Annotated in this window: 22 protein-coding genes; 16 read left to right on the top strand and 6 right to left on the bottom strand. The window is 67.8% G+C overall.

The features are described from left to right. The first annotated feature begins 28 nt into the window (after window positions 1-28). The 7 genes from tsf to RIN18_RS15770 all read left to right on the top strand — a co-directional run bounded on the left by tsf (window position 29) and on the right by RIN18_RS15770 (window position 5,039). Complete coding sequence (tsf, locus tag RIN18_RS15800; RefSeq protein WP_309104950.1) at window positions 29-856, top strand: translation elongation factor Ts; 828 nt, start codon at window positions 29-31, stop codon at window positions 854-856. A gap of 93 nt (window positions 857-949) precedes the next feature. After that, window positions 950-1,666 carry a UMP kinase gene (gene pyrH, locus RIN18_RS15795; RefSeq protein WP_309104946.1) on the top strand — a complete coding sequence of 239 codons (717 nt, stop codon included), beginning with the start codon at window positions 950-952 and terminating at the stop codon, window positions 1,664-1,666. Window positions 1,667-1,733: 67 nt separating this feature from the next. Beyond that, a complete protein-coding gene (frr, locus tag RIN18_RS15790) occupies window positions 1,734-2,288 on the top strand; it encodes a ribosome recycling factor (RefSeq protein ID WP_309104945.1) in 555 nt (184 codons plus the stop codon). 5 nt (window positions 2,289-2,293) lie between these two features. Beyond that, on the top strand, window positions 2,294-3,430 hold the full coding sequence (locus tag RIN18_RS15785; protein ID WP_309104944.1) for a phosphatidate cytidylyltransferase: 1,137 nt from the start codon (window positions 2,294-2,296) through the stop codon (window positions 3,428-3,430). Further along, window positions 3,430-4,014 carry a DivIVA domain-containing protein gene (locus tag RIN18_RS15780; RefSeq protein ID WP_309104943.1) on the top strand — a complete coding sequence of 195 codons (585 nt, stop codon included), beginning with the start codon at window positions 3,430-3,432 and terminating at the stop codon, window positions 4,012-4,014. The genes RIN18_RS15785 and RIN18_RS15780 overlap by 1 nt, the downstream gene beginning before the upstream one ends. 47 nt (window positions 4,015-4,061) lie before the next feature. Further along, on the top strand, window positions 4,062-4,742 hold the full coding sequence (locus RIN18_RS15775; RefSeq protein WP_309104942.1) for a transglycosylase SLT domain-containing protein: 681 nt from the start codon (window positions 4,062-4,064) through the stop codon (window positions 4,740-4,742). 9 nt (window positions 4,743-4,751) lie between these two features. After that, window positions 4,752-5,039, top strand: coding sequence for a hypothetical protein (locus tag RIN18_RS15770; protein WP_309104941.1), 288 nt, complete (start codon window positions 4,752-4,754; stop codon window positions 5,037-5,039). A 66-nt stretch (window positions 5,040-5,105) separates the two neighbouring features. Here RIN18_RS15770 and RIN18_RS15765 read toward each other — a convergent pair whose 3' ends face one another. Further along, the gene (locus tag RIN18_RS15765) at window positions 5,106-6,161 is read right to left on the bottom strand and encodes an AI-2E family transporter (RefSeq protein WP_309104940.1); all 1,056 of its coding nucleotides are present in this window, start codon (window positions 6,159-6,161) and stop codon (window positions 5,106-5,108) included. Window positions 6,162-6,341: 180 nt separating this feature from the next. Here RIN18_RS15765 and RIN18_RS15760 point away from each other — a divergent pair, with 180 nt between their 5' ends. Beyond that, window positions 6,342-8,339 carry a glycosyl transferase gene (locus RIN18_RS15760; protein ID WP_309104939.1) on the top strand — a complete coding sequence of 666 codons (1,998 nt, stop codon included), beginning with the start codon at window positions 6,342-6,344 and terminating at the stop codon, window positions 8,337-8,339. Further along, window positions 8,336-9,271, top strand: a complete 936-nt coding sequence (locus RIN18_RS15755; RefSeq protein ID WP_309104938.1) for a tetratricopeptide repeat protein — start codon at window positions 8,336-8,338, stop codon at window positions 9,269-9,271. The genes RIN18_RS15760 and RIN18_RS15755 overlap by 4 nt, the downstream gene beginning before the upstream one ends. A gap of 41 nt (window positions 9,272-9,312) precedes the next feature. Here the strand turns inward: RIN18_RS15755 and glgB are convergent, their stop codons facing one another. The 3 genes from glgB to glgX all read right to left on the bottom strand — a co-directional run bounded on the left by glgB (window position 9,313) and on the right by glgX (window position 15,723). After that, window positions 9,313-11,517, bottom strand: coding sequence for a 1,4-alpha-glucan branching protein GlgB (gene glgB, locus RIN18_RS15750; RefSeq protein WP_309104937.1), 2,205 nt, complete (start codon window positions 11,515-11,517; stop codon window positions 9,313-9,315). Beyond that, complete coding sequence (locus RIN18_RS15745) at window positions 11,514-13,493, bottom strand: alpha-1,4-glucan--maltose-1-phosphate maltosyltransferase (protein WP_375163541.1); 1,980 nt, start codon at window positions 13,491-13,493, stop codon at window positions 11,514-11,516. Before RIN18_RS15745 ends, glgB begins: the two co-directional genes overlap by 4 nt. Before the next feature lie 160 nt (window positions 13,494-13,653). Then, entirely contained in the window at window positions 13,654-15,723 is a 2,070-nt protein-coding gene (glgX, locus tag RIN18_RS15740) for a glycogen debranching protein GlgX (RefSeq protein WP_309104936.1), read from the bottom strand. An 80-nt stretch (window positions 15,724-15,803) separates the two neighbouring features. Here glgX and RIN18_RS15735 point away from each other — a divergent pair, with 80 nt between their 5' ends. From RIN18_RS15735 to ligA, 3 genes are read left to right on the top strand one after another with little or no spacing between them, the layout of a single operon-like run. Then, complete coding sequence (locus RIN18_RS15735; RefSeq protein WP_309104935.1) at window positions 15,804-16,994, top strand: cysteine desulfurase family protein; 1,191 nt, start codon at window positions 15,804-15,806, stop codon at window positions 16,992-16,994. Between the two features lie 10 nt (window positions 16,995-17,004). Further along, the gene (mnmA, locus tag RIN18_RS15730) at window positions 17,005-18,102 is read left to right on the top strand and encodes a tRNA 2-thiouridine(34) synthase MnmA (protein ID WP_309104934.1); all 1,098 of its coding nucleotides are present in this window, start codon (window positions 17,005-17,007) and stop codon (window positions 18,100-18,102) included. Between the two features lie 53 nt (window positions 18,103-18,155). Beyond that, on the top strand, window positions 18,156-20,486 hold the full coding sequence (gene ligA / locus RIN18_RS15725; RefSeq protein ID WP_309104933.1) for an NAD-dependent DNA ligase LigA: 2,331 nt from the start codon (window positions 18,156-18,158) through the stop codon (window positions 20,484-20,486). 68 nt (window positions 20,487-20,554) lie between these two features. Here the strand turns inward: ligA and RIN18_RS15720 are convergent, their stop codons facing one another. Together RIN18_RS15720 and RIN18_RS15715 are read right to left on the bottom strand one after the other, a co-directional pair. Beyond that, complete coding sequence (locus RIN18_RS15720) at window positions 20,555-22,375, bottom strand: DEAD/DEAH box helicase (RefSeq protein WP_375163540.1); 1,821 nt, start codon at window positions 22,373-22,375, stop codon at window positions 20,555-20,557. A gap of 48 nt (window positions 22,376-22,423) precedes the next feature. Beyond that, window positions 22,424-24,124 (bottom strand): long-chain-fatty-acid--CoA ligase, encoded by a 1,701-nt coding sequence (locus RIN18_RS15715; RefSeq protein WP_309104932.1) that lies wholly within the window; start codon window positions 24,122-24,124, stop codon window positions 22,424-22,426. A 79-nt stretch (window positions 24,125-24,203) separates the two neighbouring features. Here RIN18_RS15715 and RIN18_RS15710 point away from each other — a divergent pair, with 79 nt between their 5' ends. The 4 genes from RIN18_RS15710 to RIN18_RS15695 all read left to right on the top strand — a co-directional run. Beyond that, window positions 24,204-24,545: a metalloregulator ArsR/SmtB family transcription factor gene (locus RIN18_RS15710; protein WP_309104931.1), complete on the top strand. Its 342-nt coding sequence runs from the start codon at window positions 24,204-24,206 to the stop codon at window positions 24,543-24,545. Then, the gene (locus RIN18_RS15705; protein ID WP_309104930.1) at window positions 24,545-25,006 is read left to right on the top strand and encodes an SRPBCC domain-containing protein; all 462 of its coding nucleotides are present in this window, start codon (window positions 24,545-24,547) and stop codon (window positions 25,004-25,006) included. Before RIN18_RS15710 ends, RIN18_RS15705 begins: the two co-directional genes overlap by 1 nt. Next, window positions 24,999-25,595, top strand: coding sequence for a dihydrofolate reductase family protein (locus RIN18_RS15700; protein WP_309104929.1), 597 nt, complete (start codon window positions 24,999-25,001; stop codon window positions 25,593-25,595). Before RIN18_RS15705 ends, RIN18_RS15700 begins: the two co-directional genes overlap by 8 nt. 9 nt (window positions 25,596-25,604) lie before the next feature. Next, a partial coding sequence (locus RIN18_RS15695; RefSeq protein WP_309104947.1) for an Asp-tRNA(Asn)/Glu-tRNA(Gln) amidotransferase subunit GatC occupies window positions 25,605-25,744 on the top strand: 140 nt, incomplete at its 3' end.

Raw genomic sequence — 25,744 nt, 5'->3', positions numbered from 1 at the left:
CACATCACGAAGCAAGGAGCCACCACACATGGCCAACTTCACCATCGCCGACCTCAAGGCGCTGCGTGAGCAGCTCGGCACGGGAATGGTCGACACCAAGAAGGCGCTCGAGGAGGCCGACGGAGACGTCGCGAAGGCCACTGAGATCCTGCGCCTGAAGGGTGCCAAGGGCAACGCAAAGCGTGCTGACCGTTCGACCAGCGAGGGCCTCATCGTCGCTCGCGAACAGGACGGCGCTGTGACGCTGATCGAGCTCGCCTGCGAGACGGACTTCGTCGCGAAGAACGAGCGTTTCATCACTCTCGCCGAGAAGGTCGCCGACGCGGTTGCCGCGGTCAAGGCGGATTCCGTCGAGGCGGGTCTCGCCGCACCGGCCGGCGAGCAGAGCGTCGAGCAGCTGATCTCCGAAGAGGCCGCGATCATCGGCGAGAAGGTCGAACTGCGTCGCGTGCGTACAGTGACCGGCGACAAGGTCGAGGTGTACCTGCACCGCACGAGCAAGGACCTGCCGCCGCAGATCGGCGTCGTCGTCGCCTACTCGGGTGACGACGCGGAGACCGCGCGGAGCATCGCGCAGCACATCTCGTTTGCGAACCCGTCGTACCTCAGCCGCGAGGACGTCCCGGCGGCCGATGTTGAGAAGGAGCGCGAGATCGTGACCGAGATCTCTCGCAACGAGGGCAAGCCCGAAGCGGCACTGCCCAAGATCGTCGAGGGTCGCGTCGCGGCGTTCATCAAGCAGGTCGCGCTGCTCGAGCAGGATTATGCGAAGGACAACAAGCTCTCGGTCGCCCAGGTGGCGAAGGACGCCGGTATCACCGTGACGGACTTCGCGCGCTTCAAGGTCGGCGCGTAACACAGTCGGAGGGGTTCGGATCATCCAGATCCGGACCCCTTCTTCGTGCCCGAGAGGCACTATCTTGAATCGGGACGAGAGGACAACAACCCCATGACCGAACGCACCGGACGCCGTCGCGTCCTGCTCAAGCTCTCCGGGGAGGCATTCGGCGCAGGCCAGCTGGGCGTGAACCCGGATGTCGTCAGCCAGATCGCGCGCGAGATCGCTGCGGCCGTCGACCGGGTCGAGGTCGCCATCGTCGTCGGCGGGGGCAATTTCTTCCGCGGTGCGGAGCTCAGTCAGCGCGGAATGGATCGCGGTCGGGCCGATTACATGGGAATGCTCGGCACCGTGATGAACGCCCTCGCGCTGCAGGACTTCCTGGAACAGGCGGGCGCCGCAACCCGTGTCCAGTCCGCCATCGCGATGACGCAGGTCGCAGAGCCCTATATCCCGCGCCGCGCCGAGCGGCATCTCGAGAAGGGGCGCGTGGTCATCTTCGGCGCCGGGGCGGGCCTGCCGTACTTTTCGACCGACACGGTCGCCGCGCAGCGCGCGCTGGAGATCGGCGCCAAGGAAGTGCTCGTCGCCAAGAACGGCGTCGACGCGATCTACACCGCCGACCCGAACAAGCACGCCGATGCCGAGCGCATCGAGCAGGTCACGTACCGCGACGCGCTGCAGCGAGGTCTGAAGGTCGTCGACTCGACCGCGTTCAGCCTGTGCATGGACAACAACATGGACATGCGGGTGTTCGGCATGGAGCCGGCAGGCAACGTCACCCGCGCACTGCTCGGTGAGGCGATCGGGACGCTGGTCACCGCCTGAGCGTCGGTCCGGGCGGCGGAGCTTCGCCCGATAGAATTTCCAGAACACCCCGACGATAGGAGCCACCGTGATCGCGGATGTCCTCGCTGAAACCACCTCTCGCATGTCGCGCGCCGTCGAGGCTGCCAAGGAGGACTTCTCCACCGTGCGCACGGGCCGTGCGAATCCGCAGCTCTTCCAGAAGGTGCTCGTGGACTACTACGGCACGCCGACACCCCTCGCTCAGCTCGCCTCGCTGGCGAATCAGGAAGCGCGGACGCTGATCATCACGCCCTACGACAAGTCGGCGCTGAAGGCCATCGAGCAGGCGGTGCGCGACATGCCGAATCTCGGCGCCAACCCGACGAACGACGGCAACCTCGTCCGCGTCTCCATGCCCGAGCTCACCGCTGAACGCCGCAAGGAGTACGTCAAGCTGGTCAAGTCCAAGGCGGAAGACGCCAAGGTGCACGTCCGTGGAATCCGTCGGAAGGCGAAGGACGAACTCGACGCGCTCAAGAGCGAGCTCGGAGAAGATGAGATCGCGCGAGGCGAGAAGGAACTCGACGCCCTGACGCGCCAGCACGTCGATCTCATCGACGACGCTCTCAAGCGCAAAGAGGCAGAACTCCTCGAGGTATAGTCCGGATGTCCGACGACACGAGCGAAGCAACGCAGGGAAGGGCGGCGCGTCGTCGCGCGTCGCGCGGTTCGCGCATCCCGGCCGGCGGCGCTCCGCTCGCGGACGAAGCATTCCCGGCGTTCGATGCCGATCAGGTCCCCCCACGCCCGCCACTTCCTCCCGCCGCCGGCGGCCAGGGCGGACGCCCCGACACCGCGGACCACAATGCGATCCGGGAGCAGTGGCGCGCCAAGAGGGACGAGCTCGGCAGCCATGTGTCCAATGCGCGGGATCAGCTGGATCACGCCAATGAGCGCATCAAGCAGCGCACCGGGCGCGATCTCATCCTCGCGATCCTGATCGGCCTGGCCTTCGGAGCAGCGCTGCTCGGGTCACTGCTGTTCGTAAAGGCCCTCTTCGTTCCCTTCGCCCTCGCGGCGGCGCTGCTCGGGGTCTACGAGCTCTCGCGGGCGCTGCGCGCTTCCGGTCGCCGGATCGACGTGGTCCCGCAGCTCATCGCCGCAACCCTCCTGGTGCTTTCAGCGTATTTCGCGGAGCCGTGGCTGTGCTGGGTGGTGCTCTTCGTCGCCGTCGCATTCGTCATCGTCTGGCGCCTCATCGGCCAGATGGTGGCGAAGGACGGCCGAACGTACGGTGATGTGCTGGCGGATGCCATCGTCGGCGGGTTCGTGCAGATCTATGTTCCGTTCCTCGCCGGCGTCGCGCTCATCCTGCTGGAGCAGGAGGGTGGCCAGTGGTGGGTGCTCAGCTTCGTCGCCGTCGCGGTCGCCGCTGACACCGGTGCCTACGCTGCAGGTCTCGCCTTCGGCCGGCATCCGATGGCGCCCCGGATCAGTCCGAAGAAGACCTGGGAAGGTTTCGCCGGTGCGGTGGTGGCCTCGATCACCGCCGCCGTGCTGCTGGCTCTGTACCTGCTGGACCTGCCCTGGTGGGGCGGGGTGATCCTCGGCGTCGCGATCCTTCTGTCGGCGACGCTCGGAGACCTCGCCGAGTCGATGCTCAAGCGCGACCTGGGCATCAAGGACATGAGCTCGTGGCTCCCCGGGCATGGCGGACTGCTCGACAGGCTCGACAGCATCCTGCCGTCGACGATCCCGGCGTTGTGCCTCTACTTCCTCCTCTCTCCCTGGGTGGTGCTGTGATGAACTCGGATTCCGTGCTCGACGTCGAAGACGACGAGCAGGCCAACCCGCCCGCGTTCTCGCTGACGCGTGGACGCACTCTCGGCTATCACCGCGCAGCGGTCGACACCTTCCTCGCCGCTGCACGCTCTGCGTTCGAAGCGGACGGAGACCTCAGTGCCGAGGATGTGCGTACTGCGTCGTTCCCGCTCGTCAAAGGGGGGTACGTCGTCGCGGAGGTGGACACCGCGCTCGCCCGCGTCGAGGACGCGTTCGCGGCGCGGGCCAGGGAGAAGGTCGTCCGGACACAGGGCGCGGGCGCGTGGGTCGAGAAAGCGCGCGATGACGCGCAGGTGATCCTTGATCACCTCGCACGGCGCAAGCGTCATCGCTTCGCCCGGACCGGGATGCTCACATTCGGGTACCGGATCGATGAGGTCGACCACGTGGCGTCGCGCATCGTCCGGTACCTGCGCGACGGCGAGCCTCTGTCCGCTGAGCAGTTGCGCTCGGCGGCGTTCCGGATGCAGCGCGGTGGGTATCGCGAGGAGCAGGTCGACGCGCTGCTCGACGCCACCATCGACGTCATCCTGGCCGTTCGCTGAAGGTTTCATGGTCGTCGCCGTCACCACCGCGTAGACTTGCAGGCATCGTGAACTCCCGAAACGACATCACTCGGTCCGGTCGCCCGTCTACGGCGGCGGTCTCGGCGAGCGCGATCGCGTCTCCGCGACCGGCACGCCGATGGTCCCGGCGGCGCGGCGTGGTCGGGTTCCTCGCAGCTCTGGCCGTCGTCGGCTTCGCCGGCGCGATGGTCGCACCCACCGGCGTCGCCTTGGCCGATCCCGTCCGGGACGAGGGAAGCGAGACGGCGTACTCCCTCGCGCTCGAGGACACCCAGAACCTCACCGTCACGGCCGAGGGTGCGACGATCGCACCCGCTCAGCGCGGAGCCTTCTCGGTCTACGTCACACCGAAGCCGACTCCCACGCCCACTCCGAAGCCTGCGGGCAAGCAGGAGTCGACCGGTGGCGGCCCGCTGTTCTACACCGGTGGCGGAGCGCCTGCCGAGTGGATGGCCGCGGCGGGAATCGCCGAGAGCGACTGGGGTTACGTCGACTACATCGTCTCCAAGGAGAGCGGCTGGAACCCGAACGCGACGAACAAGTCGTCCGGCGCATGCGGCCTGGTGCAGGCACTCCCGTGCAGCAAGGTTCCCGGCAACGGGTACGACCCCGTCGACAATCTCCGCTGGGCCAACGGCTATGCCACCGGCCGCTACGGCAGCTGGGCGGGCGCGCATTCCTTCTGGACGAAGAACCACTGGTGGTGAGCCGGGACCGTGCCACGCTCCCACCGGCGCCGTCCGGCGCGCCCTGAGGCCGAAGACTCGTTCGGCAGGCTGCTGGCAGGATGGAAGCGCACCGAGATCCGTCGCGGGGTCGAGTGGACGATCCAACCGGTCTCGGCCGTCCAGGCCCAGAAGGACTACCGGTGTCCCGGCTGCACCCAGGACATCACCGCGGGCACGCCGCATCTGGTCGCGTGGCGGGCGGACGGCGTGCTCGGCGACGCCGCGGACCTCGCCGCCCGCAGGCACTGGCACACACACTGCTGGAGGATGGCCTGAGGCGCGGCGCCGCTTCTCATCGGTGCCGCAGCCGACGGCGAGTGACGCCGGGCCCGAACGCGAAGGTCACAGTTCGTTCATCCGGGGGATGATGACCTGGCGGTAGATGATCAGAATGCTGGCCGCAACCGGGATCGCGATCAGTGCGCCCAGCAGTCCCAGCAGGCTTCCTCCGGCGAGAGCTGCGACGACGACGACCGCACCGGGCACCGAGACCGCGCGGCTCATGATGCGCGGGGCGATGAAGTAGGCCTCGATCTGCATGTAGATGAGGTAATAGATCCCGGCCGCGATCGCGGTGGCGGGTGAACCGAGCCCCGGGATCAGGCAGATCAGCACGATGATCGTCGAGCCTGTGAGAGTGCCCACCAGCGGGATGAGAGAGAAGAAGAATGCGACGACGGCCAGGACGGCGGGGAACGGTGCATCGATGATGGACAAGTACACCGCGCTGAGAACGCCGTTGATCACACCCTGGCTCACCTGGCCCATGACGTAGTAGCCGACGGAATCGGTGATCTGGTCGGCCAGGTCGATGAAGCGCTCGCGCTTGGACGCGGGAGCGAGCTGATAGACGGCGCGCTTGAGCGAGGGGGTCGACGCCGTCAGGTAGATGGTGAGGATGAGCACGATGAAAGCTCCGAAGAGCCCCGTGACGATCGCGGTGCCCACGACGATCACACTCTCTGTGATCGTGCCCCAGTTCTCGAGCAGCCAGTCCGTCGCGTTGGTGAACATGTCGTCGATGAACGAGCGCTGAAGTCCCGGGAAGACCTCGATGATCCAGTCCTTCACATCGTCGAGAGCGGTGCTCTGCAGGAAGGTCGTGATACTGCGCACCAACTGGGTGATCTGGTCGATCAGCAGCGGAAGGACCATCAGGACGATCCCGGCGAAGACCCCGAGGACGGCGAAGATGGTCACGAGCACCGCGAGCCATCGCGGCAGACGCCGGCGCTCGAGGAAGGCGACGACCGGATCCAGGCCCAGGCTGAGGAACAGTGCGGTACCGACGTACAGCAGTACCGTGGACAGTGATTGCACGCTGTTGATGAGCAGGACGCCGAGCCCCACGCCCAGCGTTGCGACCAGTGCCGTCCGGAACGGGTTGTGGATCTTCATCGGCGCTCCTCGCACATATCGGTGGAGTCAGGCTATCCATCCTGCGCTCGACTGCACTCGCGACGTGCCGGTCACGGGCGGAGCGCGCCCCTCGTGGGCAACACACAGGTGCTTTCGCTAGTCTGAAATGTCGAGAGTTGCGACTCGGGCGGACGTCCGGGTCGCGTGAGGAGACTATTCGTGCGTTTCGTATGGGCCGTCGTGGCCTTCGTGCTGGCCACCGTGCTGATCGGCGCCGGTATCGCCCAGCGAACCATCTTCGTCGGGCCGGACGCTCAGCAGCTGCAGGTGGAGATCGACGATCCGGCTCCCTTCGTCCTCATGGATCGCGAAGTCCTGCGGAGCCAACCAGGCCGGCCGACGCTGCTGATCCGGGGCCAGGGAGAGATCTTCGCCGCATACGGACGAACCGCCGACATGGAGGCGTGGCTCGCCGACTCCGACTACAACCACGTGAGCGTCGACGACGCGGGCAAGCCGAAGGTGACCGCGGTGGAGGCGTCCGCCCCCGCTGAAGAACCGGCTGAAGGCGAGGAGCCACCCGCTGAGGCGGCTCCGCCCGCTGAGGAGACTCCGGCCGAGGGTGAGGCTCCGGCTGAAGGCGACGATCCCGCCGCCGGCCGCAATCCAGCCGGCTCTGACCTGTGGCTTGACTCGTTCAGCGAGCAGGACGCCCTGATCTCGGATGAGATGCAACTGCCCGAGGGGGTCAGCCTGCTCATCGCGCAGGATGGAACCGCGGACGCTCCCGACAACATCGTCGTCTCCTGGCCGTTGGACAACAACACTCCGCTCGCGGGTCCGCTCATGGTCGCCGGAGCCCTGGCGCTTCTGGCGGGTCTGGTGATGTACGTGCTCGCCATCCGGCACCAGCGCCGCGGGCGCGGTCCTCGGCGCAAGGGGCCTGGGCCGCTTCCGGCGACGGAGCCGATCGAGCTTGCCGCGATCCCGCCATCGGAGCGGGCGGCCATCGAGGGGACGTCCGGTCGCGCACGTTCCGGCGCGGACGCGACGCGAGACCCAGCGTCCCCCGATGACATCGAAGACGCCGAGATCGTCGACGAGAAGAAGGAGTCCGACACGAAGTCCTCGATGCGCGCGTCGCGGCTGACCCGGCGGCGGCGGCTGCTGGCATTGCCCGCTCTCGGCCTCACGGCCCTCCTCGCAGCCGGCTGTTCGGCCGAGTCCTGGCCGCAATTCGGTGCGGCGAGCCCGACGCCATCCCCGACGGCGACCGTGATCGCGCCCGAGAACCAGAAGCCGCCGGCGGTGACGGAGTCGCAGGCGGCCCGGATCCTCAAGAAGATCTCGGACACTCTGGTCGAGGCCGACACTGCCCTCGACATCGAACTCGCGAAGACGCGCCTGGACGGAGCTGCGCTGTCGGCTCGCACCACCGAGTACGCACTTCGCACCGCACTTCCGGAGACCCCGCTGCCGGCGGCCATACCGACCGATGACGTCGAGGTGGTGCTGCCGGAGGCGACTGACCGCTGGCCGCGCACGGTGCTCCTGCTCTCCAAGAGCACGGGTGATGACACGGTGCCTCCCGTCATCCTCACGATGACCCAGCAGGACCCGTGGTCCAACTACAAGGTGACCAACATCGCCGAGATGCAGGCGTCGTCGAAGGTGCCGGATCTGGCTGCCCCGTGGCTCGGCACATCTCTCGTCCCGGCCGACTCGGCCTTCCTGAGCATGGCGCCGGGCGAACTCGCGACCGCGTTCGCCGATGTCGTCGACGCGGGGGAGGCGAGCGCGTCGTACGGCCTGTTCGACGAGCTGTCTCTGGCCCTTGCCACGTCGATCCGGGACAGCAGGCAGGCCGTCGTCCAGACTCTGGCCGACAACGGCGCGGCCGCGACGTCTCAGACGGCGTTCGACATCGTCCCCTCGGACTCTGCTCCGGTGTCGATGACGACCCTCGACAGCGGCGCGATCGTGGCGGTCTCGTTGATCGACAAGGAGACGGTCACCCCCACGTCCGCCGACGCCGTCATCCGTTTCGGTGACAACGCCCAGGCGAAGGCCCTGACCGGTGTCACCGAATCAGCCAAGGGCGTGGAGACGACCTACGAATTCCAACTGTTCTTCGCGGTGCCGGCGCAGAGCTCGACGGAGCAGATCCGTCTTCTCGCCGCCCGCCAGGACCTTCTCAGTGTGCAGGTGATCAAGTGAGTGAAATTTCCCCGGCCGCACTGCGCGGCGCCGTCGACCTCTCCTCGTTGCGCAACCGCCCGGCAGCCCCTGCTCCGGCCGGAGCGTCACCGGCCCCTGCCGGTATGGATGTCGTCGTGGACGCCACCGATGAGTCCTTCGGCCAGATCCTCGAGCTCTCGCGCACCGTCCCCGTGGTGGTCGACCTGTGGGCCGAATGGTGCGGTCCGTGCAAGCAGCTGAGCCCGATCATCGAGAAGGTGACGAGGGAGCTCGGCGGCCGGGTGCTGCTCGCGAAAGTCGATGTGGATGCGAATCCGCAGCTCGCACAGGGCTTCAGGGCGCAATCGATCCCGATGGTCGTCGCTCTGATCGCCGGTCAACCCGTGCCGATGTTCACCGGGGCCGTGCCGGAGTCGCAGGTGCGCGAAGTGTTCGCGCAGCTGCTGCAGCTGGCGGCGCAACACGGCGTCACCGGCACGCTCTCAGTCTCCGAGGGCGCCGAGAGTACGGATGAGCAGCCTGCGCAGGAGCCGCCACTGCCACCCCTGCACGCGGAGGCGTATGCCGCCATCGAAGAGGGGGATTTCGCTCGGGCGATCGTCGCGTACGAGAAGGCACTCGCCGAGAATCCGCGCGATGAGGACGCGATCGCAGGCCTCGGTCAGGTGCGTCTGCTCGACCGCGTCCAGGGTCTCGATCTCCAGCAGGCACGCGACGCCGCAGCAGCAGCGCCCGACGACGTCGACGCGCAGTTCGCCGTCGCGGATCTCGACATAGCGGGAGGGCACGTCGAGGATGCCTTCGGGCGGCTGCTCGACCTCTTCCAGATGCTTCCGGCAGATCAGCGCACCCCCGTGCGCGAGCGCCTGGTCGAACTTTTCGGCCTCATCGGTGCGTCCGATCCGCGGGTGGTCGCAGCCCGCAACCGGCTCTCCTCGCTCCTGTTCTGACGACCGAGGTCACGGCGCCACGGGGCCGTGACTCGAGCCGGTCAGCCGTGGTTCACGGTCGGCACGTGCGGCTCCGGCTGGTGGCGCAGCCACAGGGTCGACAGTGCGGGCAAGGTCATGGTCGCCGTCGCCGGGCCGTCCCCGTCAGCGCGGGCAACGACCATTCCGAGGTTTCCCGATCCGCGGCCACCGTAGTCGACGGCATCCGTGTTGAGGATCTCCTGCCAGACGCCCTCCTTCGGAAGCGTCAGCCGATATCCGGTGTGCTCGACTCCCGCGAAGTTGCTGACGACCACCACACGCCCGCCGTGCGCATCGCGGCGTTCGAAAGCGACGACCGTCGGATTCCAGCTCGGCGCGCCGAGGCGCGTGAACGAGGACCTGTCGTTGTCGCGCTCCCAAAGCGGCGCCTGGGCCCGATACGTCTGGTTGAGCACGCCGACGAAGCTCTGCAGTTGCGCATGGGAGGGCTGATCCAGCAGCCACCAGTCGAGTTCGCGAGCCTCGGACCACTCGCCGATCTGACCGAACTCCTGGCCCATGAACAGCAACTTCTTGCCAGGGTGACCCCACATGTAGCCGAGGTACGCGCGGACGTTCGCGAGCTTGTGCCAGTGATCACCGGGCATCTTCGACAGCAGGCTGCCCTTGCCGTGCACGACCTCGTCGTGGCTGATCGGCAGCAGGTAGTTCTCGCCGAAGGCGTACACGAATGAGAAGGTCATCTCGCCCTCGTGGTGCGAGCGGTACATCGGATCGCGTTCCATGTACTGCAGGGAGTCGTTCATCCACCCCATGTTCCACTTGAAACCGAAGCCGAGTCCCGCGTGGTTGGTCGGCGCGGTGACCCCGGGGAAGCTGGTGGATTCCTCGGCGATCATCATGACGCCGGGGTGAAGTCGATAGGCCGTCGCGTTCACCTCTTGAAGGAAGCGGATGGCCTCGAGGTTCTCGCGGCCGCCGTGGATGTTCGGTTCCCATTCGCCGGCGTTGCGCGAGTAGTCGAGATACAGCATCGAGGCGACGGCGTCGACCCGCAGCCCGTCGACGTGGAACTCGCCGAGCCAGTAGAGGGCGTTCGCGACCAGGAAGTTGCGCACCTCGTTGCGGCCGTAGTCGAAGATCAGCGTGCCCCAGTCCTGATGCTCGCCCCGTCGAGGATCCGGGTGCTCGTACAGTGCCTGGCCGTCGAAGCGGGCGAGGGCGAACGCGTCCTTGGGGAAGTGCCCGGGAACCCAGTCCATGATCACCCCGATGCCTGCCTGGTGCAGGCGATCGATGAGGTGGCGGAGGTCGTCCGGGCTGCCGAAGCGACTGGTCGCGGCGTAGTAGCCGCTGACCTGGTATCCCCACGACCCCCCGAACGGGTGCTCGGCGAGCGGCATGAACTCCACGTGCGTGAAGCCGGCGGCCGTGACGTGCTCGATCAGCGGATCGGCGATGTCGCGATAGCCGAGCCCTTCGCGCCACGACCCGAGGTGCACCTCGTACACGGAGAGCGGTTGCGCGACGGCGTGCGTGGCGGCGCGCCGGGTCATCCAGGCGCCGTCGGCCCAGGTGTGGCTCGAGCGCGTCACGACGGACGCCGTCGCCGGCGGGGTCTCCGAGGCGTTGGCCATCGGGTCCGCCTTGAGGATCCACGATCCGTCGCGGGTACGGATCTGGTACTTGTACCGCGCGCCGACCTCGAGGTCCGGCACGAAGAGCTCCCAGATGCCGCTGACGCCCATGGAGCGCATCGCGTGCGCTTCGCCACTCCAGCCGTTGTGGTCGCCGACGACTCTCACGGCGGTGGCGTTGGGAGCCCAGACGGAGAACGCCACGCCCGATTCACCGCCGTGCGTGCGCGGGTGGGCACCGAGGACCTCCCAGAGGCGCTCGTGCCTGCCTTCGGCGATGAGATGCACGTCGAGCTCGCCGAGCGAGGGGACGTGCCGATACGGGTCGCCCGAGACGAACTCCTCGGATCCCTCGTAGGCGGTCGCGATCCGGTACGGCACCGGAGGTCCGTCATGACGCGCTTCCCAGATCCCGTGGGCGGCATGTGCGAGTTCGAGTCGGGAGCCGTCGGCGAAGACCGCGGCGACGGATGCCGCCAGCGGGCGGCGAACACGGATCACCGTGACCGTACGGCCCGCCGCGGTGTTGATCGGGTGCGCTCCGAGCACGGCGTGCGGTTCGTGATGGACGGCCGTGGCGACGGCTTCCCACTCGGCGGTCACGTCGATGTCCTCGGAGTAGCTCATGATCGCTCCCTCACCTTCAGGATGTGCACCGGCTCGGCGAAGGCGTCGAGGCGCACGTAGTTGTGGTCCGTCCAGGTCCAGACGCTGCCGGTGAGCAGATCCTCGACCTCGTAGCTCTCGCCCAGCGGGATACCCCACTGCTGGGTGTCCAGATGCACCGTGGTCTGACGCACAGAGTGCGGGTCGACATTCGCGACGACGATGATCGTGTCGGCGCTCCCCGTCTCGGTGAACGCCGAACCGAGGTGCTTGCTGTACACGAGGATCGAGTCGTCATCGCTCCAGTGCACGGACAGGTTCCGCAGCTGCCGAAGCGCCGGGTGCGACCGGCGGATCTCGTTCAGCCGGCGAAGAAGCGGTGCGAGCGAGTCACCGCTGGCCTCCGCTGCGTCCCAGTCCCGGAACTTGTACTCGTACTTCTCGTTGTCGATGTTCTCCTCGGACCCGGGCCTCGCCACGTTCTCGAAGAGCTCGTAGCCGGCGTACACCCCATACGTGGGTGCTGCGGTCGCCGCGATCGCCGCACGGATCCGGTACGCGGCGCGTCCGCCGTACTGGAGGTACTCGGTGAGGATGTCATGGGTGTTGACGAAGAGGTTCGGACGCATGAAGTCCGCGGTGTCCCGCGAGATCGAGCCGAGGAACTCTTCGAGTTCGGCCTTTGTGTTGCGCCAGGTGAAGTACGTATAACTCTGTTGGAACCCTGCCTTGGCGAGGCTCTGCATCATCGCCGGCCGAGTGAACGCCTCGGAGAGGAAGATCACATCCGGATCCTCCGCGCACACGGTTCCGATGAGCCACTCCCAGAACTGCACCGGCTTCGTGTGCGGATTGTCGACACGGAAGATCTTCACCCCCTGCGACACCCAGTGCCGTACGATCCTCAGCACCTCTGCGTAGATGCCGGCCGGGTCGCGGTCGAAGTTGATCGGATAGATGTCCTGGTACTTCTTCGGCGGATTCTCTGCGTAGGCGATCGTTCCGTCCGGCAGGACCGTGAACCACTCCGGATGCTCGCTCACCCAGGGATGATCTGGAGCCGCCTGCAGGGCGAGGTCGAGGGCGACCTCGAGGCCCGCCTTCTCGGCGGCGCGCACGAAAGCCCGGAAATCCGCCGCTGTTCCGAGGTCGGGGTGGATGGCGTCGTGACCGCCGTCGCGGGACCCGATCGCGTACGGGGAGCCCGGGTCGCCCGGCTGAGCTTCCAGGGTGTTGTTGCGCCCCTTGCGATTGATCTCGCCGATCGGATGGATCGGCGGCAGATAGATGACGTCGAAGCCCATCCCGGCCACTCCGGGGAGCCGTTTCATCGCCGTGCGGAACGTGCCGCTCTTGATCGACCCGTCCTTGAGGCGCTTCGCGCCTTCGGACCGCGGGAAGAACTCATACCAGGCGCCGACGCCGGCGCGCTCGCGCTCGACGAGGATCTTCAGCCAATCGGAGGCGGATTGCAGGGTGGTGAGAGGGCGGTCCGCGAACAGGGCAGCGAGCTCCGCATCGCGCGCAACCGCTGCGATGGTGCCGGCATCCGCGCCCCTCAGACCCTCCGCAGCGGCCGCGAGGCGCTTGCGTTCGGCGGCGGGGCGGTTCTTCTCCGCTGCGGCGCGAGCGAACAGCTGCGCGCCGAGCGCGGCGGACACCGGCGTGTCGACGTCGACTGCCGCCTTGAGCTCGGCCGCGTGAGACCACGTGGCGAAGTCATCCGAGAACGCCTCGAAGCGAAAGCTCCACGTGCCTCGCTCTTCCAGGGCCACGTCTGCGCGCCAGCGGTCGGTGCCGTCGTTCAGCGGGGTGAGCCGGTGCAGACTCTCGTGGCCACCGGGAGACATCAGCCGCAGGTGAACGCCGATGATGTCGTGCCCCTCGCGGAAAGCGGTGACACCGAACGGCACGACCTCGCCGGAGAACGCTTTCGCGCTGAAGCCACCGGGCACCGCCGGGGTCGGTGCGACCAACGGCAGTCGCGTGGTGCGCATTCCGGGTGCATCGTCGGTGCGGTCCATCGGTCGCAGCGGGATCTGGACGGGGCTCCGCAGAGCCGCTGTTCGGGTTTCGGTGCGTGCAGCCACATCCCGAATCTACCGTCCCGTACCAAGCGCCGGAAGCGACCGGCGCAACGTCCGGCCTTCTCGCAGGTCACTCGACGCGGAACAGCCTCATCGATGTGCCGGGCGTCGGAAGCACATCACCCGGTGCGAAAGCCGGCGTGTCGTCGGCCGGGCGCTCATCGGCACTGGACCAGAGCGACACGAACCGCGACGCGCCCTCGATCACGTCGGGCAGTCGCACGTCGATCGGTGACTCGGTCCCGTGGACGATCAGCAGGATGCGGTTGAAGGACTCCGTGTCCGGCGTCGACGCGGCGACGTACTGAAGGGTGCGACTTCCGGGGTCGGCCCACTGGCCGCTCTCCATCGTCCGGCCGTTCTGGTCGTACCAGTCCATGACACTGGCGTTGGGGATGTGCTCGCCCAGCCGCGCGTAGCGGCTGGGGCGAAGAGCCGGGTTCTCCGCGCGCAACCGGATGAGCCGCATGACATGCGCCCGCAGATTCTCCTGCCAGGGCTCGAACTCCCACGGCAGCCAGGTGACCGGCGAGTCCTGCGCATAGGCGTTGTTGTTGCCGCGCTGTGTTCGGCCGACCTCGTCGCCGGCTGTGAGCATGGGGATGCCGGCGGACAGCAGCAGCGTGCCGAGGAGGTTTCGCATCGCTTTGCGCCTCGCGGCGAGGATCGCGGGATCGGCGGTGGGGCCTTCGACACCGTGGTTGAAGGAGCGATTCGTGTCGGCGCCGTCACGGTTCTGCTCGCCGTTGGCCAGATTGTGCTTGACGTCGTACGTGACGAGATCGTGCAGCGTGAACCCGTCGTGCGCGGTGACGAAGTTCACACTGGCCAGCGGCCCTCGCTCCTCGGAGAAGGTGTTGGACGACCCGGCCAGCCGCGTTGCGAACCCACCGATGCCGACGGGCGCGGACGCCCGGCGTGCGTAGTCGATGTCGCTCAACCAGAAGTTGCGCACCCGATCGCGGTAGCGGTCGTTCCACTCGTGCCACCCGACCGGGAAGTTGCCGGTCTGCCAGCCTCCGAGGCCGACATCCCACGGTTCGGCGACCAGCTTGGTGTCCTGCAGAGCGGGGTCGGCGGCGATCGCCGCGAGCAGTGGGTGCTCCGGTGTGAAGGCGTGCGACTCGTCGCGAGCGAGCGCTGTCGCGAGATCCAGGCGGAAGCCGTCGATCTGCATCTCGCTCGCCCAGTAGCGCAGCGAGTCCAGCACCAGCCTCGCGCCGGCCTCCGTGGCCGTGTTCAGCGTGTTGCCGCATCCGGTGGTGTCGATGTAGGCGCCGTCGGGCTGCTGCCGGTAGTAGCTCGCATTGTCGATCCCTCGGAGGCTGGAGCGAGGCCCCCCGAGCCCCTCCTCGGAGGTGTGGTTGTAGACCACGTCGAGGATGATCTCGAGGCCGGCCTCGTGCAGCAACCGGACCATGCCCTTGAACTCCGAGAGAATCGCCTCAGCCCCGCCACGCCGGGACTGCTCGGTGGCGTAGGCCGCGTGCGGGGTGAAGAAGTTGAGCGTGTTGTAGCCCCAGTGGTTGGTCAGACCCAGCTGGAGAAGTCGCGGCTCCGTCGCGAATGCCTGCACCGGGAGCAGCTCGATCGACGTGACGCCCAGCGAGCGGAAGTGCTCGATCATCGCCGGGTGCGCGAGGCCTGCATATGTCCCGTGAAGGGCAGGCGGAACATCCGGGTGCCGCTTGGTGAGGCCCTTGAGGTGACCCTCGTAGATCACGGTGCGATCGAGCGGGATCCGCGGTTTGCGTGAATCGCCCCAGTCGAATCCGTCGGCGACGACGACCGAGCGCCAGTCCTCGTAGCCGTTGCCCTGCGCGAGTCCCCGCGCATACGGGTCGAGGAGCAGGGTGGACGGGTTGAAGGTGTTGCCGGGGCCGTGTGGTCCGTCGACCCGGATCGCGTACCGCGTACCGGGTCGGAGCAGGTCGGTGGTGACCTCCCAGATTCCGCCCGGCCTGCGATGCAGATCGACCTTGTCCGTCACCCAGTCGAGGTCGGTCGAGTCGAAGATGACCAGTTCGACGGCTGAGGCGTTGCGCGACCAGACGCGGAGCGTTCCCACCCCGTCGTGCAGGCGGACGCCGAGGTCGTCGAGCGTGGCTCCCCCCAGAGGAGCGGCAGGCGTCGGGCACATGGGACACAGCCTAAGCGACCGTCGCGCGACCTCCGCACAGCGGCGCTGCCGGGCCGGCCCCCGGGTGGGAGGATGGGAAGATGGCGTTCTATCTCGATCACGCGGCGACGTCACCGCTGCGGCCCGAAGCGCGGCAGGCGTGGCTCGACGCGGCAGAGGTCGTCGGCAATGCCTCGTCGACGCATGGCGCGGGCCAGCAGGCGCGGCGGCTGCTGGAGGAGTCGCGCGAGCGCGCCGCGGCGGTTCTCGGGGCCGACCCGATCGAGGTCGTCTTCACCTCCGGCGGAACCGAGTCGATCAACCTCGCGCTTCAGGGACTGTGGCGCGCGAGAGCGGACGGGACGACGGCGATCGTGCTGCCGGACGCCGAGCATCACGCGACCCTGGAAACGGTCGCTGCGATCGCCGACGACGGAGCCGAGGTGCGGCGGGTTCCTGTGACGCACGATGCGCACGTGGCTCCCGAGGAATTCGCGGGTGCGCTCGACGGTGACGGGCAGTCGCCTGCAGCACTCGCCACCGCTCTCATCGCGAACAACGAGGTCGGCACTGTCAACGACGCTCGCGCCCTTGCGGCATCTGCGGCGGCGGTGGGCGTGCCGTTGCATCTCGACGCGGTCGCCGCCCTCGGGCACCTTCCCGTGTCATATCGGGATCTGCGTGGTTCGGCAGCGCCAGGGTCCGGTCTCGTCGCCCTCAGCGTGACGGGCCACAAGATCGGTGCCCCCGTCGGTACGGGGGCGCTCGTGGTGGATCGGACGGCACGCATGGCGCCGCTGTTCCGCGGCGGCGCGCAGCAGCGTGGCCTCCGCGCCGGCACCCAGGACGTCGCCGGGGCAGCGGCATTCGCCGTCGCGCTCGAGTCGGCTGAGGCCGAGCGCGTGAGCGAGGGCGCGAGGCTCCGACGGTTGCGTGATCGTCTGGTGACAGGCATCCGGGCCGCCGTACCGGCAGCCGAACTCCTCGGCGATCCGGTCAACCGCCTGCCCGGGAACGCGCACATCCTCTTTCCCGGAGCTGTCGGAGAGAGTCTGCTGTTCATGCTCGACACCGCAGGGATCTCCTCGTCGACGGGTTCGGCGTGCCAGGCCGGCGTCGCCGAGCCGTCCCACGTCGTCATGGCGATGGGCCGCAGCGAACAGGATGCGCGCAGCGTGCTGCGGTTCACCCTCGGGCGCACCTCGGGCGACGACGAGGTCGACGCGGTGCTCGGCGTCATCGCCGATGCATATGCCCGCGCATCCGGCGCCGGCTCAGCAAACCGCTCGTAGACTGGAACCCATGCGGATACTGGCGGCGATGAGCGGTGGAGTGGATTCCGCCGTCGCGGCTGCCCGGGCCGTGGAGGCCGGCCACGAGGTCGTCGGCGTGCACCTCGCCCTGTCGCGAGCAGGCGGCACGCTCCGCACCGGAAGCCGTGGCTGCTGCACGATCGAGGACGCCCTCGACGCCCGACGTGCCGCCGATATGCTCGGCATCCCGTTCTACGTCTGGGACTTCTCTGAGCGCTTCCGCGACGATGTCATCGAGGATTTCGTCTCCGAGTACCGGGCGGGGCGCACGCCGAATCCCTGCATGCGGTGCAACGAGAAGATCAAGTTCGCGGCTCTCCTTGAGCGCGCTCTCGAGCTCGGCTTCGACGCCGTGTGCACCGGTCACTATGCGACGCTCGTCTCCACGGATGCGGGGCTGGAACTGCACCGGGCGTCGGACTCGGCCAAAGACCAGTCCTATGTGCTGGGCGTTCTGACTGCGGAGCAGCTCGCGCACACCTACTTCCCGCTGGGCGACACCCCCTCCAAGGCGCTCGTGCGCGCTGAGGCCGCGGAACGCGGACTCAGCGTCGCTCAGAAGCCTGACAGCCACGACATCTGCTTCATCCCCGACGGCGACACCCGAGGGTGGCTGGCGGAGAAGGTCGGTGCCGAGACCGGCGCGATCATCGACCGATCCGGCGACGTCGTCGGCTCGCATGACGGCGCCCATGCGTTCACGGTCGGCCAGCGTCGCGGCCTCAAGCTCGGGGTCCCCGCGGCTGACGGCAAGCCGCGCTTCGTGCTCGAGGTGCGACCGGTCTCGAACACGGTCGTCGTCGGGCCGAAAGAGGCACTCGCGATCGCGGAGATCGCGGGGGAGCGGTTCTCGTGGGCGGGCGCCGCCCCCTCGGAGTCGGATTTCGATTGCGAGGTCCAGATCCGGGCCCACGCCGACCCGGTGGCGGCGAGAGCGCACGTGTCCGTCGAAGGCGTGCGCGTGGTGCCGGAGGTGCCGCTGGACGGTGTCGCCCCCGGACAGACAGCGGTGCTGTACGTGGGTACCCGGGTGCTCGGGCAGTTCACGATCGATCGCACGGTCTCGGCGGTTCCCGTCGAGGCGTGATGCGCCTCGGCGTGACACGGTGCGGTGTCGGCGCCCACTCGTAGACTGGCGGCGTGCCGGAGAACATCTCACTGGAAGACGCCCGCAGCGAGGTCGATGAACTGACCACGCGCATCCTCGAGGCGAAGGACGCGTACTACGGTCGCGACACGTCGCTCGTCGACGACGCGACGTACGACGGATGGATGCGGCGTCTGGAGGAGCTCGAGCGCCTCCACCCGGAGCTCGCCGGCCAGGATTCGCCGACGCAGATGGTCGGCGCGGCAGAGTCCACCGGGCTCGCGACGATCGAGCATGCCGAGCGGATGCTGAGCCTCGACAACGTCTTCTCGATCGACGAGCTGCGCGATTGGGCTCGCAAGGCGCAGTCGGCGGCGGGCCGAGAGGTGGCGTGGCTCACCGAACTGAAGATCGACGGCCTTGCGATCAACCTCCGATACGAGAACGGGGTACTCACCTCGGCGGCGACGCGAGGCGACGGCAGGGTCGGGGAGATCGTGACGGAGAACGCGCTGCGGCTGCCGGAGATTCCACGTCGACTCGCCGGCAGCGGGCATCCACCGATCGTCGAGGTGCGCGGAGAGGTCTTCATCCCGGTCGCCGCCTTCGAGCGGCTCAATGCGGCGCAGGCGCGTTTCCGTGAGACGGCGTTCGCCGACGCCCTCGAGCGGTGGAACGCCCGTGGCGGGGCGAAGCGTGCGTTCGACGAGGAGAAGGCGCGCACCGCCGCCGCACGACGATTCCCCGCCTTCGCCAATCCGCGCAACGCCGCGAGCGGCGGGCTGCGTCAGCAGATCGACAAGAAGTCCGGCCTCGAGCTCGAGGCTGCCCTGCTGCGGGTGGAGTCGCTGTCGATGTACGTGCACGGCGTCGGCGCCTGGGAGAACCCCCCGGTGTCAGCCCAGAGCGAGGTGTACGACCTGCTGGCCGAGTGGGGTCTGCCGACGAGTCCGCACGCGAAGGTCTGCCGCGGCATCGACGAGGTCGTGGACTTCGTCGAGCATTTCGGCGAGCATCGGCACGACGTCGAGCACGAGCTCGACGGCATCGTCGTCAAGGTCGATGAGCTGGCGCTCCACGATGAGCTCGGGGTCACCAGTCGCGCCCCGCGGTGGGCGATCGCGTACAAGTATCCGCCGGAGGAGGTGCAGACCAAGCTTCTCGACATCGTCGTCTCGGTGGGACGCACCGGCCGTGCGACGCCGTTCGCCGTGATGGCCCCGGCGCACGTCGCGGGCTCGGTCGTGCGCCAGGCGACTCTGCACAACAAAGACGTCGTGAAGGCCAAGGGCGTTCTCATCGGTGACACCGTCGTGCTCCGGAAGGCCGGCGATGTGATCCCCGAGGTGCTCGGGCCCGTCGCTGACAAACGCGACGGCACTGAGCGGGAGTTCGTGATGCCGACCGAATGCCCGGAGTGCGGTACGCCCCTACGCCCGATGAAGGAAGGCGACATCGACCTGCGGTGCCCGAACGCGCGCTCCTGCCCTGCGCAGGTGCGGGGCCGGGTCGAACACGTCGGTTCGCGCGGCGCCCTCGACATCGAGGCGCTCGGCGAGGTCACCGCCGCGGCGCTCACCCAGCCCACTCGGCCCGAAGTGCCGCCGTTGCAGACCGAGGCGGGGCTCTTCGCGCTGACCCTCGACGAGATCGTTCCGATCGAGGTGGTCGTGCGGGATGCCGAGACGGGGCTTCCCAAGGAGGACGACGACGGCGTCGTGAAGACGCGCGCGCCGTTCCGCCGGAATCCCACGCCCGCAGAGCGCAAGTCGGGACTCACCGGCCCGCAGCCCTCCTCCCAGGCTGTGACCCTTCTCGCCGAGCTCGAGAAGGCCAAGACGAAGGAGCTGTGGCGACTGCTGGTCTCCCTCAGCATCCGCCATGTCGGCCCCGTCGCCGCCCGGGCATTGGCTCAATGGTTCGGGTCACTCGATGCCATCCGCGCCGCTTCCCGGGAGGAGCTCGCCGCCGTCGAAGGGGTCGGCGGCATCATCGCCGACTCCCTGTCGGAGTGGTTCGCGGTCGACTGGCATATCGACATCGTCGAGCAGTGGGCCGCCGCGGGAGTGCAATGGGCCACCCCCGGCCACCCCGGACCCGGTGCGGCGGTCGTCGAGGGCGGCGTCCTGGAAGGACTCACCGTGGTCGCAACGGGGTCGCTCGACGGCTATACGCGCGACGGCGCGCAGGAGGCGATCATCCGGGCGGGCGGCAAGGCGGCTTCGAGCGTTTCGAAGAAGACCGACTTCGTGGCTGCAGGTCCCGGTGCCGGCTCGAAGCTCGCCAAGGCCGAAGAGCTCGGGGTACGCATCCTCGATGCGGCGCAATTCCACCTTCTCGTGACCGAGGGGCCGAGCGCGCTCGACGCCGGGGACCCATCCTGACGAGAGCCGGAGCCTGCATCCGCAGGCTCCGGCCGAGGCGGAGCGGAGCCGCGGGCTCCGCGGGCGCGTCAGCTCTTGTGGCGTGGCTTGCGGAAAGGTCGCTCTTCGCGGTCAGCCGGACGCGGCTCACGGTCCGATCGGGGTGAGCGGTCACCGCGGTCGTCATTGTCGCGCGGACGTCGTCCCGGTGCTCCACGGTCGGCGCGGATCTCGATGAGACGACCAGAGATGCGGGTGTCGCGCAGCTTTTCCAGGACGGCCGGGTCAAGGTTCGCCGGAAGCTCGACGATCGAGAAGTCGGGCCGGATGTTGATGACACCGAAGTCATCCCGCCCGAGTCCGCCCTCGTTCGCCAGAGCGCCGACGATCTGTCGTGGCTCGACGCGGTGACGTCGGCCGACCTCGATGCGGTACGGGGCGTAGTCCCCGCGCCCGCGCCGCTCGGTGCGAGGCTCGCGTGATGGCCGGTCCGATGATTCACGTCGCGGCCGGTTTTCGGCTTCCACCGACCTCGACAGCGAGTCGTTCGCCGGATCGAGCAGCAGCGGCGTCTCGCCCTGAGCGACCACGGCGAGGGCCGCGGCGACATCGCCCTCGGGGACGTCGTGGTTTCGCACATAGTGGGCGACGATGTCACGGAATGCCTCGATGCGGCCGGTCTCGGCCAGAGCAGCGGTGATCGCGTCGTCGAAGCGGGCGAGCCGGGTCGAGTTGACGTCCTCCGTGCTGGGCAGCTGCATCTGAGTCGGTTGCTGACGGGTCGCCTTCTCGATGTGCTTGAGCAGGTAGCGCTCTCGCGGCGTGATGAAGCTGATCGCATCACCGGTGCGCCCCGCTCGGCCGGTGCGGCCGATGCGGTGGACGTAGGACTCGGTGTCCGTCGGGATGTCGAAGTTCACCACGTGGCTGATGCGCTCGACGTCGAGGCCGCGCGCGGCGACATCGGTGGCGACGAGGATGTCCAGCTTGCCGTCCTTGAGCTGGTTGACGGTGCGCTCTCGCTGCACCTGAGCGACGTCACCGTTGATCGCGGCGGCCGAGTAGCCGCGAGCACGCAACTTCTCCGCCAGCGTCTCGGTCTCGTTCTTGGTGCGGACGAACACGATCATGCCCTCGAAGTTCTCGACCTCGAGGATGCGGGTGAGCGCGTCGACCTTCTGGGCGTAGGAAACCACGAGGTAGCGCTGGGTGATGTTCGTACCGGTCGCGGTCTTCGACTTGATGCTGATCTCTTCAGGATCCCGCAGGTATTGCTGCGCCAGCCGCCGAATCTGCGGCGGCATGGTCGCCGAGAACAGGGCGACCTGCTTCTCTTTCGGTGTCTGCGCGAGGATCTGCTCGACGTCTTCGGCGAACCCCATCTTCAGCATCTCGTCGGCCTCATCGAGCACGAGATACTTGAGTTCGGAGAGATCGAGGGTGCCCTTTGCGAGGTGGTCCATGATTCGGCCGGGCGTTCCGACGATCACGTGCACGCCGCGGCGAAGCGCAGACAGCTGCACACCGTAGCCCTGGCCGCCGTATACCGGCAGGACGTGCACGCCCTTCATCTTCGACGCGTACGACTCGAAGGCCTCGCACACCTGCAGCGCGAGCTCGCGGGTCGGCGCGAGCACGAGTGCCTGCGGCATCTTCTGGGACACATCGAGTCGTTCGAGCACCGGCAGCGCGAACGCCGCCGTCTTGCCGGTGCCGGTCTGCGCCATGCCGACGACATCACGGCCGGCGAGAAGCGTGGGGATCGTGGCCGCCTGGATCGGCGACGGAGTCTCGTAGCCGAGCTCGCGGGTCGCCTTGAGGACGGCGCCGGTGATGCCGAGGTCCTCGAATCCAGGGGTCGCGGGGGAGTCCTCGGGGGTGTCGGTCGGCACTGCATCTTCAGGAGTCACTTCCCAAGGGTAGCGCTCCGCCGGTGTTCGCCGCCTGTGAGGGCGTCCTCACGAAGTGGTGGTGAGGGCGACGAGCTTCTCCTTGACCTGACGTCGCAGCACCTTGCCGATGAGAGACTTCGGGAGCTCGTCGACCACGAAGACCCGACGAGGCACCTTGTACGGCGTGAGGATTCCGCGGACGAACTCGCGGATCGCCTCGACATCGACGTCGGTGCCCGCGTCGACGACGATCGCAGCGACGACCTCCTCGCCGAAATGATCGCTGGGAAGGCCCACCACCGCGGCGTCGCCCACCAGGGGGTGCTGGCGCAGTGCGTTCTCCACCTCGGTGGGCGCGACGTTGAATCCGCCGGTGATGATGAGCTCCTTGATCCGGTCGACGATGCGGATGAATCCGGCTTCGTCGATCGTCACGATGTCGCCGGTGCGGAACCAGCCGTCGACGAACACCGCTTCGGTCTCCTCGGGTTTGCCGTAGTAGCCGGAGAACACCTGCGGGCCTCGCACGATGAGCTCCCCGGCGGAACCGGCAGGAACATCGACCGTCGGATTCTCGGGATCGACGACGCGGCACTCCGTTCCCGGCAACGGGAGCCCGACAGTGCCGGGAACGCGATGCTCTGCGACGGGGTTCGCCATGAGAACGGGAGAGCACTCGCTGAGGCCGTATCCCTCGACGAGGTAGCCGCCGGTCGCCTTCTCGAACGGCACCACCAGCTCGTGCGGAAGGGCCATGGCACCGGAAATGGCGATGTCAGTACCGGCGAGCGGTATGCCTCTCGCTTGGGCGGCGGCGAGCAGACGGTCGGCGATCGGCGGCACGAGTGGAAGGAACGTGGCCGGGTGCTTCTTCACGACGTCCAGTACGAGATCGGGATCGAACTTGGGGAACAACACCAGGCGCGCACCCATCGACATGGCGAAGGTGAGGCAGAGCGTCAGGCCGTAGGCATGGAACATCGGGAGCACCGCGTACACCACGCAACCCTCACCGCGCTGGATGGAGGGCACCCAAGCCCGTGCCTGGGCGGCGTTGGCGAGCAGGTTGCGATGGCTGAGGGACGCGCCCTTGGGGGTGCCGGTGGTGCCGGAGGTGTACTGGATGATGGCGAGGTCGTCGGTCGCCGGCATCGGGTGAGAAGCGGGCAGCGGGGCCGAGCTGACCAGGCTCTCCCAGGGAATCGTGCCGCGCACCCGCTCGGTGAGCGCGATCCGCGACTCACGAGCCTTTGCGACGGGAAGGTGAAGCGCGAGGCGCATGGCGAGCGGCATGGCGCGGGTGATGTCGACCGACACGAGGCTGGTGACCTCGAGGTCAGCGGGGAACTCCTGCACCGTCGAGACGACCTTGTTCCAGACGATCGCGTGCTTCGCTCCGTGATCCTCGAACTGTTTGCGCAGCTCTCGCGGGGTGTAGAGCGGATTGTGCTCGACGACGACCGCGCCCAGTCGCAGCACCGCATAGAACGCCACGATGTGCTGAGGGCAGTTGGGAAGCACGATCGCGACCGGGTCGCCGGCACGGACTCCCAGGTCGCGCAACCCGGCGGCGGCACGGTCGATCTCCTCCTGAAGACGCGCGTAGCTCGTCTCGCGCCCGAAGAACTGCAGCGCCGGAGCGTTCGGGTAGTCGCGCGCCGATGCCGCGACGATGTCCATTAGCGAGCCGGAGACGGGGGAGAGGTCCTCGGGTACGCCCGCGGCGTAGCTGGCGGTCCATGGGCGAGCAGGCTGGAACGTCGTCACCCGCCCAGCATAGGCGGGTGGTCTTGACACGAAGCGGGGCCGCCTGTTTAATTAAGCTGATACTTAATCAGGAGACCGGATGCCGACTGCCACTGACACCCTCTCGCTCGTGTTCCACGCCCTTTCGGATCCGACGAGGCGCGGCATCCTCGAGCGCCTCAGCGTCGGCGACACCACGGTCGGAGAACTTCGCGCGCCGTTCGAGATGAGTGCGCCCGCGGTTTCGCAGCACCTCCGCGTTCTCGAGAAGGCCGGGCTCGTCGAGCGCAGGGCGAAGGCTCAGTGGCGAGTGTGCACTCTCACGCCCGCGCCGCTCGACGATGCGGCGGCGTGGGTCACGCGGAACCGACGCATCTGGCAGGCGCGGTTCGATCGGCTGGACGACGTGCTCGCCGAACTGGATCGAGAGGACGAGCGATGATGACCGAGGCACAACCCGGTGTGCGCGAACTCGTGATCACGCGCACGTTCCGCGCACCGAGGGAGCGGCTCTGGCGGGCCTGGACCGAGCCGACGGTCCTGGCGCGATGGTTGCACCCCAAGAGCCTGCGCACCGATCCGCAGTCCGTGGCGGTCGATCTGCGGGTCGGCGGCGGATATCGGTTCACCATGATCGACGATGACGGCTCCGCGTATGAGAGTTCGGGGGAGTACCTCGAACTGCAGCACCCGGAGCTCATCAGGTGCTCCTGGGGCGCTCCCGGTGAGCCGGTCGCGGAGCTGGAGGTGCGCCTCATCGACCTCGGCGCCCGCGAGACGGAGATGACCTTCTGCCTCCGAGGACGCGCAGACGACTCAAACCGGAACGACAGCGTCTGGGCGGGTTGGCGGGAAGCGCTGGAAGAACTGGCGATGGAGATCGAAGGAGAGACGAATGGGTGAGATCACGGTCGAGCAGATCGTATCGGCGGACGGCTTCGCCATGGATCACGAGGGAGGCATCGGGTTCTTCGACGAGATCGACTTCGGTGATCAGAGCCGACGCGACACCGAGCAGATGCGCTGGATTGACGGGGTGGACGCCATCCTGTTCGGCCGACGCACCTATGAGTTGTTCGCCGGATACTGGCCGGCGATCGACCCGCAGGACGACGCCGTGGCTGGCCCAATCGGGTCCCTGCCGAAGTTCGTGGTGAGCCGGAGCCTCGACCGCGCCCCGTGGGGAGACCACGGCGACGTCGAGGTGCTGCAGGATGACCCCGAGGAAGCCGCGCGGGCGGTGAAGGAGCGATACCGGTCGATCGCGGTATGGGGCAGTCTTCAGCTCTCTGACGCGCTGTTCGCGGCCGGAGTCGTGGACAGACTGCGGTTGCGGCAGGTGCCGATCCTGCTCGGGCGGGGGCGTTCCATCGCACCGACCATCGCGCACACCGCACTGCGGCTGGAGCACAGCGTCGCGGCTCCCGAAGGGATCGTGACCTCGCAGTACCGCGTCATGCACGGCGGCGGCACGAAGGAGAGCGACAACTAGACTGGTCTGGTGTCTGAAATCACCCCTGATCTTGTACGTCATCTCGGCGTGCTCGCGCGCATCCAGCTGAACGACGACGAGGTGACGCGGCTCACGAGCCAGCTCGACGCCATCGTCGACAACATCGCGAAGGTGTCGGAGGTCGCGAC

The sequence above is a fragment of the Microbacterium sp. genome (assembly GCF_031179285.1).
Lineage (GTDB): Bacteria > Actinomycetota > Actinomycetes > Actinomycetales > Microbacteriaceae > Microbacterium.
This window is presented reverse-complemented; position numbering and strand designations above follow the sequence as displayed.

What these genes read in the sequence shown, in the direction of transcription:
- tsf (WP_309104950.1), top strand. Translation starts at nt 29, where the DNA reads ATGGCCAACTTCACCATCGCCGACCTCAAGGCGCTGCGTGAGCAGCTC.
- pyrH (WP_309104946.1), top strand. Translation starts at nt 950, where the DNA reads ATGACCGAACGCACCGGACGCCGTCGCGTCCTGCTCAAGCTCTCCGGG.
- RIN18_RS15785 (WP_309104944.1), top strand. Translation starts at nt 2,294, where the DNA reads ATGTCCGACGACACGAGCGAAGCAACGCAGGGAAGGGCGGCGCGTCGT.
- RIN18_RS15780 (WP_309104943.1), top strand. Translation starts at nt 3,430, where the DNA reads ATGAACTCGGATTCCGTGCTCGACGTCGAAGACGACGAGCAGGCCAAC.
- RIN18_RS15765 (WP_309104940.1), bottom strand. Translation starts at nt 6,161, where the DNA reads ATGAAGATCCACAACCCGTTCCGGACGGCACTGGTCGCAACGCTGGGC.
- glgB (WP_309104937.1), bottom strand. Translation starts at nt 11,517, where the DNA reads ATGAGCTACTCCGAGGACATCGACGTGACCGCCGAGTGGGAAGCCGTC.
- RIN18_RS15745 (WP_375163541.1), bottom strand. Translation starts at nt 13,493, where the DNA reads ATGCGCACCACGCGACTGCCGTTGGTCGCACCGACCCCGGCGGTGCCC.
- glgX (WP_309104936.1), bottom strand. Translation starts at nt 15,723, where the DNA reads ATGTGCCCGACGCCTGCCGCTCCTCTGGGGGGAGCCACGCTCGACGAC.
- RIN18_RS15735 (WP_309104935.1), top strand. Translation starts at nt 15,804, where the DNA reads ATGGCGTTCTATCTCGATCACGCGGCGACGTCACCGCTGCGGCCCGAA.
- mnmA (WP_309104934.1), top strand. Translation starts at nt 17,005, where the DNA reads ATGCGGATACTGGCGGCGATGAGCGGTGGAGTGGATTCCGCCGTCGCG.
- RIN18_RS15710 (WP_309104931.1), top strand. Translation starts at nt 24,204, where the DNA reads ATGCCGACTGCCACTGACACCCTCTCGCTCGTGTTCCACGCCCTTTCG.
- RIN18_RS15705 (WP_309104930.1), top strand. Translation starts at nt 24,545, where the DNA reads ATGACCGAGGCACAACCCGGTGTGCGCGAACTCGTGATCACGCGCACG.
- RIN18_RS15700 (WP_309104929.1), top strand. Translation starts at nt 24,999, where the DNA reads ATGGGTGAGATCACGGTCGAGCAGATCGTATCGGCGGACGGCTTCGCC.